The 5,879-nt window shown below is 67.2% G+C and carries 8 protein-coding genes; 2 read left to right on the top strand and 6 right to left on the bottom strand.

The genetic code is table 11. From position 1 onward, the window contains the following. The 4 genes from A9X04_RS18950 to A9X04_RS18935 form a co-directional block, all read right to left on the bottom strand. Positions 1–812, bottom strand: an 812-nt coding sequence (locus A9X04_RS18950) for a ribonucleotide reductase N-terminal alpha domain-containing protein (protein WP_304442401.1), incomplete at its 3' end; no start/stop codon positions are given. Further along, positions 782–1,261 carry a class Ib ribonucleoside-diphosphate reductase assembly flavoprotein NrdI gene (gene nrdI / locus A9X04_RS18945; protein WP_067923758.1) on the bottom strand — a complete coding sequence of 160 codons (480 nt, stop codon included), beginning with the start codon at positions 1,259–1,261 and terminating at the stop codon, positions 782–784. The genes nrdI and A9X04_RS18950, both read right to left, overlap by 31 nt. Positions 1,262–1,334: 73 nt before the next feature. Further along, positions 1,335–1,574 (bottom strand): glutaredoxin-like protein NrdH, encoded by a 240-nt coding sequence (gene nrdH, locus A9X04_RS18940; RefSeq protein WP_067923756.1) that lies wholly within the window; start codon positions 1,572–1,574, stop codon positions 1,335–1,337. 529 nt (positions 1,575–2,103) lie between these two features. Further along, positions 2,104–2,658: an NAD(P)H-dependent oxidoreductase gene (locus A9X04_RS18935; protein ID WP_067923753.1), complete on the bottom strand. Its 555-nt coding sequence runs from the start codon at positions 2,656–2,658 to the stop codon at positions 2,104–2,106. A gap of 93 nt (positions 2,659–2,751) precedes the next feature. Here A9X04_RS18935 and A9X04_RS18930 point away from each other — a divergent pair, with 93 nt between their 5' ends. Beyond that, entirely contained in the window at positions 2,752–3,360 is a 609-nt protein-coding gene (locus tag A9X04_RS18930; protein WP_067923750.1) for a TetR/AcrR family transcriptional regulator, read from the top strand. A gap of 6 nt (positions 3,361–3,366) precedes the next feature. After that, on the top strand, positions 3,367–4,410 hold the full coding sequence (locus A9X04_RS18925; protein WP_067923747.1) for a DNA polymerase IV: 1,044 nt from the start codon (positions 3,367–3,369) through the stop codon (positions 4,408–4,410). On the opposite strand, the gene A9X04_RS18920 is transcribed toward A9X04_RS18925, so the two are convergent. Together A9X04_RS18920 and A9X04_RS18915 are read right to left on the bottom strand one after the other, a co-directional pair. Next, complete coding sequence (locus tag A9X04_RS18920) at positions 4,345–5,268, bottom strand: SDR family oxidoreductase (RefSeq protein WP_067923744.1); 924 nt, start codon at positions 5,266–5,268, stop codon at positions 4,345–4,347. The genes A9X04_RS18925 and A9X04_RS18920 overlap by 66 nt on opposite strands. Before the next feature lie 27 nt (positions 5,269–5,295). After that, positions 5,296–5,879 (bottom strand): TetR/AcrR family transcriptional regulator (locus tag A9X04_RS18915; protein ID WP_067923741.1); only part of this gene is annotated, 584 nt, incomplete at its 5' end.

Genomic DNA, 5,879 nt, shown 5'->3' with positions numbered 1-5,879 from the left:
GGGTGGTGGGCGTGCAGGTACACCGCGCCGGCGCCCTGGCGCGCACCCAACTGGTTGGCGTAGGAGAACGAATCCTCGAGCAGCTTCATGATCGGGATGACGCCCGAGGACTGGTTCTCGATGTTCTTGATCGGCGCGCCGTGCTCGCGAATGTTGCTCAGCAGCAAGGCGACTCCCCCGCCGCGCTTGGACAGCTGCAGTGCGGAGTTGATCGATCGTCCGATCGACTCCATGTTGTCCTCGATGCGCAACAGGAAGCAGCTCACCGGCTCGCCGCGCTGCTTCTTGCCGGAGTTCAGAAACGTCGGGGTGGCCGGCTGGAAGCGGCCGTCGATGATCTCGTCGACCAGCTTCTCGGCCAGCCCGGTGTCGCCGGCCGCCAGGGTCAGCGCGACCATGACCACGCGGTCCTCGAAGCGCTCCAGGTAGCGCTTACCGTCGAACGTCTTCAGCGTGTAGGAGGTGTAGTACTTGAACGCGCCGAGGAACGTCGGGAACCGGAACTTCTTGGCATAGGCACGGTCCAGCAGCGACTTGACGAAGTTGCGCGCGTACTGGTCGAGAACCTCACGCTCGTAATAGTTCTCGCGGATCAGGTAGTCGATCTTCTCATCCTGGTTGTGGAAGAAGACCGTGTTCTGGTTCACGTGCTGCAGGAAGTACTGGCGCGCCGCCAGCACGTCCTTGTCGAACTGGATCTTGCCGTCCGCGTCGTACAGATTGAGCATCGCGTTCAGCGCGTGGTAGTCCGTCTCACCGGGCAACGCGTGCGCGCCGGACGTTACAGGCTCTGCAGTGACGGTTGGTGGCACGTCTGTTCCTTCCAGAATTCTTCCAAGCCCGCACGGACGGCCTCCACGTCGTCCGGGGTGCCCATCAGTTCGAAGCGGTAAAGGTAAGGGACGCCGCATTTGCGGGAGATCACGTTGCCCGCGTAGGCGAATTCGGCGCCGAAGTTGTTGTTGCCCGCCGCGATCACGCCGCGGATCAACGACCGGTTGTGCTCGTTGTTCAGGAATGCGATGACCTGCTTGGGCACATAGCCACCGGCGTTGAGGTCAGGGGTGGCCCGGCCGCCGCCGTACGTGGGCACGATCAGCACGTAGGGCTCATCGACCTCGATGCGGCCGTGCAGCGGTATCCGCGTGGCGGGAACACCCAGCTTCTGCACGAAGCGGTGAGTGTTCTCCGACACGGAGGAGAAATAGACCAGTGGCGATCGCAAGCGCGGCGAAGCCGGGCGAAGCGGGTCGCCACTCATCCAGCTTGGGCTGCGCTGCGTGATGTCCATAGCACCGCAACCTCCTTCTTACCTAACGTCTGCCGCTGACCACTCAGGCGCTGAGCGCCGCTTGCGCGAGGGCCTTGATGCGGTCCGGGCGAAACCCCGACCAGTGCTCGTTTTCGGCCACCACCACGGGTGCCTGCAGGTACCCCAGCGCCATCACGTAGTCGCGCGCCTCGTTATCCAGCGTGATGTCGACCTTCTCGTAGCCGATGCCCTGCTTGTCCAGGGCCTTGAACGTGGCGCTGCACTGCACGCATGCCGGCTTGGTGTACACGGTGATGCTCATAGAAGCCGCTCCTTTGCGGAAGGTGGGACTTGTTACGGACTGGCAACTACTCGGTACTACGTCTTCGCTGTGTTTCAGCGGCCCGCCAAGCCCCCACATTCCCGTCACGCGGCCGTCGGGGTCGAGTGACCCATCGAGCCGATTTCGGGTGGTGAACCAGGCCCCGGTCGGCCTGGTGAACCTGGGATCTGCCGGTGCTCGAAACACTACACCTAGTGGCCGACAAGATGACCAGATACAAGATGTTCTGAATAACATTTCTGAAATTCGCTGGTCGTAAGCCTTTCGGACGACACGCGCACGGCGTGTCGCAGGTCACATTCTTCGACGGAGCCGCCCATGCGAATCGTTGTATCACCGGCCACCGACATCTCCCGGCGACGCCCGCCAAAGCCGCCGCGTCGGGCCCGTCCGGGCCGCCGCCAGCAAAGCCGTCAGCAAAGCCGCCAGCCAATGGCTGGCGGCTTTGGCTATCCGGTTACCGCAACCTCGCTGGTCACCCGGTGACCGGCTTGTGAACTTCCGCCAATCAGCCGACTTCGGCGACCAGCTTCCCGACCGCATCGCGCACGTTCTCCGAGAGCTCGGCGTGCTCCGCGGGTGCCTTGCCCTCCAGCGTCTTGAACGGAACGGACAGCTTGATCGACTCGACCACCCGGGCCCCGGCGATCCCGAAGCCCTTTCGGGTGTCGTCGTGCGCCCACACCCCGCCGTACTGGCCGAAGGACCCCCCGATCACCGCCAGCGGCTTGCCCTTGAGCGCGCCGTCGCCGAACGGGCGGGACAGCCAGTCGATCGCGTTTTTGATGACGGCCGGGTAGCTGCCGTTGTACTCCGGGGTAACCACCAGCGCGGCGTCGGCGGCGGCGGCCGCCGCGCGCAGGGCGACCACCTGAGGCAGCTGCGGGACGTCGGCATTCATCGCGTCGTCGATCTCTTCGTTGTAGAACGGCAGCTCGGCGAGCCCCTCGAAAATCGTGACGGTCACGTCGTCGGGGGCGACCGCCGCCGCCAGCTCGGCGATCTGCCGGTTCACCGACGCCGCGCGTAGGCTTCCTACGAACGCCAAGATATTGGTTGTCACTTGTCGGAGTCCCTTCGGTCGTTGGTCTACATCTCCACAAGACCCAAAACCGGACTCTAGTCCGCTTTATTCCGGCGGCGCTAAAGTGCAGTCATGAGCGACCGGTTGGACGCGTTGACCGTGTTCGCCCCGCAGGTGGTCCACCAGGAGCGGGGCGACGCGGCGCGCAATCGGGCGCTCTTGCTCCGGGCTGCCCGAAACCTGATCGCCCAGCACGGCGCCGACGCCGTCACCATGGACGACATCGCCGCGGCCGCCGGGGTCGGCAAGGGCACGCTGTTCCGCCGGTTCGGCAGCCGCGCCGGCCTGATGATGGTGCTGCTCGACGAAGACGAACGAGCGAGTCAGCAGGCGTTTCTGTTCGGGCCGCCGCCCTTGGGGCCCGGCGCGCCGCCGACGGAACGGCTGGTGGCGTTCGGCCGCGAGCGGATCCGGTTCGCGCACACCCACTGCGAGCTGCTGTCGGCCGTCAACCGTGATCCGCAAAGCCGCCACAACGCGCCGGCGATGGTGCAACGCACCCACGTGCGGGTCCTGCTGAAGGCCGCCGAGTCCACCGGCAACCTCGATGTGCAGACCGACGCGTTGCTGGCGTTGCTGGACGTGGACTACATCGAACACCAGCTCGCCGAGGGCGGCCACACCCTGCAGACGCTCGGCGACGCATGGGAAAGCCTGGCGCGCAAGCTCTGTGGACGCTGACCCGTCATGACCGCGTCGACGCCGAGCTGGGTTCTGCACGTCGACCTCGATCAGTTTCTGGCGTCGGTGGAGTTGCGCCGCCACCCCGAGCTGGCCGGGCTGCCGGTGATCGTCGGCGGTAACGGCGATCCGTCCGAGCCGCGCAAGGTCGTCACCTGCGCCTCCTATGAGGCCCGGGAATTCGGCGTCCACGCCGGTATGCCGTTGCGGGCGGCGGCCCGCCGCTGCCCCGAGGCGACGTTCCTGCCGTCGGACTCCGATGCCTACGACGCCGCCTCCCAACAGGTGATGGGGTTGCTACGCGACCTGGGACACCCGGTCGAGGTGTGGGGCTGGGACGAGGCGTACGTCGGGGTGGCCGGCGCCGACCCGAACGAAGTGGCCGAAGAGATCCGGGCGGTCATCTCGGCGGAAACCGGGCTGTCGTGCTCGGTCGGCATCAGCGACAACAAGCAGCGCGCCAAGGTGGCGACGGGCTTCGCCAAACCGGCGGGCGTCTTCGCGCTCACCGATGCGAACTGGATGACGATGATGGCGGACCGGCCGGTCGACGCGCTGTGGGGCGTGGGCCCCAAGACCGCGAAAAAGCTTGCCGCGCTGGGGATCACGACGGTGCGCGAGCTCGCGCACAGCGACGCCGAACTGCTGACGTCTGCGTTCGGTCCGCGCACCGGGCTGTGGCTGTTGCTGCTGGCCAAGGGCGGCGGTGACGCGCAAGTCAGCGCCGAGCCGTGGATCCCGCGCTCGCGCAGCCACGTCGTCACCTTCCCGCGCGACCTCACCGAACGCACCGAAATGGATTCGGCGGTCACGCAATTGGCCGAACAGGCGTTGACCGACGTGCTCGCGTCGGGCCGCATCGTGACGCGGGTGGCGGTCACGGTGCGGACCGCGACGTTCTACACCCGCACCAAGGTCCGCAAGCTGGAGGCGCCAACCACCGATCGCGACACCATCGTCGCCGCGGCGCTGCGGGTGTTGGACTTATTCGAGCTCGACCGCCCGGTCCGGCTGCTGGGCGTGCGCCTCGAACTGGCCATGCCGGACTAGCGGCGCCGGCGCCGGCCGCAGCGCCCGGGTGAACACCACGTTCACCTGACGCATCGCCACGCTGTAGGGCCACCAGGCCAGCCGCTTGAAGGCATACAGCGCCCGGATGTCCGCCGAGGTGTAGATCAGGTAGCGGTTCTTGGCCACCCCGGCCAGGATCTTCTCGGCCGCCCTCTCCGGCGAGACGGCGTGGCCGCTGAAGCGGTTCACCCAGCGGGCCACCTTGGGGTCTTCGCGGTCCACGCCGGCGATCTCGACGGTCTGGACCAGCGGGGTGTTCACCGCGCCGGGCACCACGACCGACACCCCGATGCGGTGCCGCGCCAGGTCGAAGCGCAGCACCTCCGACAGCCCCCGCAGGCCGTACTTGCTGGCGCTGTAGGCCGCATGCCACGGGAGCGCGACCAACCCGGCGGCCGACGAGACGTTGACCAGGTGCCCGCCGTTGCGGGCCGCCACCATCGGCGGCACGAACGTTTCGATGACGTGGATCGGACCCATCAGGTTGATCGCGATCATCTTGGTCCACTGCTCGTGCGTGAGCCGGTCGACGGTGCCCCAGGCGGACACCCCCGCGATGTTGAGCACGACGTCCATGCTCGGGTGGTCCCGATGGATGTCGGCGGCGAACGCCGCCACCTCGTCATAGCTCGCGATGTCGAGGGCCCGATGCTCGGGCACCCGTGCGCCCAGCGCGCGGGCGTCGACCACCGTCCGCTCGAGCCCGTCCCGGTCACGGTCGGTGAGATAGAGCTCGGCGCCCTGGACCGCCAACCGCAGCGCGGTGGCGCGGCCGATGCCGCTGGCCGCCCCGGTGACCAGACACCGCTTTCCCGCGAAATATCCCTGCTGCCCCATTGCCGTGACGATACCGGCGGTAACGGCCTAGGGACGCCCGCTCCAGAGCGCGTGCAGCCACAATCGCTCCAGCACGCGCACGCGGCGGTCGCGATCGCTGTCACGACCGGCCAGGATCGGGTCGCCGGTCAGCATCAGCGCGGTGGTACCGGCGAGGGTGCGGATCAACGTCGGCAGGTCGTCGCTGATCGGACTGGCGGTGCCCGCCTTCATCTCCGCCTCGACGATGGAGACGATCTGCCCCAGCACCACCTCGAACTGCTGGTCCATGAGATTACGGATCTCGACGTCGGTGTTGCGCGCCTCGTTGCACGCGGTCATCACCGGGTCGTTGTGCGCGTACACGGCGGCCGCGCTGCCGACCATGCGCTGGGCGAACTGCTCCGGCGACTCGCCGGGCTGGCGGGGGGCGAAGTCCTGCGTGAGCTCTTCGAGTTCCGCGGCGGCCTCGGCCATCAGCTGGGCCAGCACGGCGTACTTGGAGTCGAAATAGAAGTAGAAGCCGCTCCGGGCCACCCCGGCCCGGAGGCTGATCGTGCTGACCGACAGCTCCGCGAATGGCTTCTCCTGCAGCAGTTCCCGCACCGCCTGCAGGATCGCCTGGCGCTGCT

The organism is Mycobacterium sp. E3247, from assembly GCF_001667785.1.
GTDB lineage: Bacteria > Actinomycetota > Actinomycetes > Mycobacteriales > Mycobacteriaceae > Mycobacterium.
This window is presented reverse-complemented; position numbering and strand designations above follow the sequence as displayed.

Excerpts from the sequence above, each read along its gene's own strand:
- nrdI (WP_067923758.1), bottom strand. The coding sequence starts at position 1,261 with ATGAGTGGCGACCCGCTTCGCCCGGCTTCGCCGCGCTTGCGATCGCCA.
- nrdH (WP_067923756.1), bottom strand. The coding sequence starts at position 1,574 with ATGAGCATCACCGTGTACACCAAGCCGGCATGCGTGCAGTGCAGCGCC.
- A9X04_RS18930 (WP_067923750.1), top strand. The coding sequence starts at position 2,752 with ATGAGCGACCGGTTGGACGCGTTGACCGTGTTCGCCCCGCAGGTGGTC.
- A9X04_RS18925 (WP_067923747.1), top strand. The coding sequence starts at position 3,367 with ATGACCGCGTCGACGCCGAGCTGGGTTCTGCACGTCGACCTCGATCAG.
- A9X04_RS18920 (WP_067923744.1), bottom strand. The coding sequence starts at position 5,268 with ATGGGGCAGCAGGGATATTTCGCGGGAAAGCGGTGTCTGGTCACCGGG.